The 1,338-nt window shown below is 43.5% G+C and carries 1 protein-coding gene; it reads right to left on the bottom strand.

The window, feature by feature from the left end; genetic code table 11:
• The coding region (locus H1P_RS33405) for a plasmid replication protein, CyRepA1 family (protein ID WP_144875792.1) at positions 1-1,338 on the bottom strand (1,338 nt) is incomplete at both ends.

Genomic DNA, 1,338 nt, shown 5'->3' with positions numbered 1-1,338 from the left:
TTTTTTGCCGTTGCTTTGACCCAAAGATGACGGGTGACATGATCTCTGAGTCGTTCGGTGGTCTGACATACTGCATCGACGGTTTGTAAACCATAGGCAATACACCACACCGAGTCAAAGTGTTTTTTAAGGTCTATGCTGACTCCTGTTTCCACTACAGGAGATACTATTACGATGTCGTAGCGGGCAATAATAGCGTTGAGGTTGTCCATACACCCCATTGCTGGATGATTGGGGTCGGCTACTGATTCGCTATCAATTCTTAAGATTTTGGCGGTGGGAAATTTCTTTTTCAAGTAGGATTCGAGATTGATTGTTCCCCACTTACTTTTAGCTTTCTGTCCTGTGGTGTGAACTAGGGCTGTTTCTCCTCGTTCGATGCTTTTAACTAGGTTAGTGACTAATTTAATGGGGTCATTGCCCGAATAATTGATAAGCGAGCATTTACCCTTATTGGGATTGTGTTGATTCTCTAAGACATAGGTTTCGATGGGGAAGCCGATTAAGGCTCGGATGTAATCTAGGGCAATAGCTGATAAGTCCGCATCGGCAACGATGATTTGTCCTCCCGTACCGACGACAGTTTGAAGTAGCTGCTTGAAGCTGTTGATAATAGCGACTCGATTATTTTGACAAGTATCGGAAGAAAGCAGATGCCACAGGACTTGTTCTACTTCATCGATGATTACGACCGCCTCTCTCCATTCGTCGGGGTTAAAGGGGGGATTAGCGTGGGGGTGCAGCGAATCGATACAGAGGGCGTAACCTAATGCTCCTTGAGTGGAGCTAGTTTTAATAAAGGTTCTGTAATCGATACCAAATCGATGAGCCAAGGTAATTGCTAGTTGTTGTCGATGAGTTATGACAATGACTTGTCGTCCCTCATAAATGAATTTTTGGACTTTCCTCGCTATTAATTCAGTCTTACCCGTTCCTTTGGCGGATTTGATGCCGATGAGTTGGGCAGTAGCAGTTGGGTGATTAAAGTCACTCAGATAACGCTCATCGACTGTTACAGGGGAGTATTTCGATAAATCTAAGAGATTTAATAAATTGAAATTAGAGAGGGGTTGACGGTTATTGTAGAGGCAATGGAAGAAATCTACGCCCTTAGCTACTATCAGGTCATCTACTCCCTTCTCTGGAGTATTCCAGCTAATGACGGTAATCTTACAACCCCTGCTCGCTAATAATCCGCCAGTGATTTTAATGGCTGCTCTAACGTTAGCAATGGTTTTGGGTTTGGTATCGTTATCAAAAGCAAAGATGATTTCTCGCTCTGGGTGAGCAAATATTTCTAGTTGGGGAATTAAACGAGGTTTGCCTATTTTATTGCCC

This window comes from Hyella patelloides LEGE 07179 (assembly GCF_900659865.1).
In the GTDB taxonomy this organism is placed as follows: Bacteria; Cyanobacteriota; Cyanobacteriia; order Cyanobacteriales; family Xenococcaceae; genus Hyella; species Hyella patelloides.
This window is presented reverse-complemented; position numbering and strand designations above follow the sequence as displayed.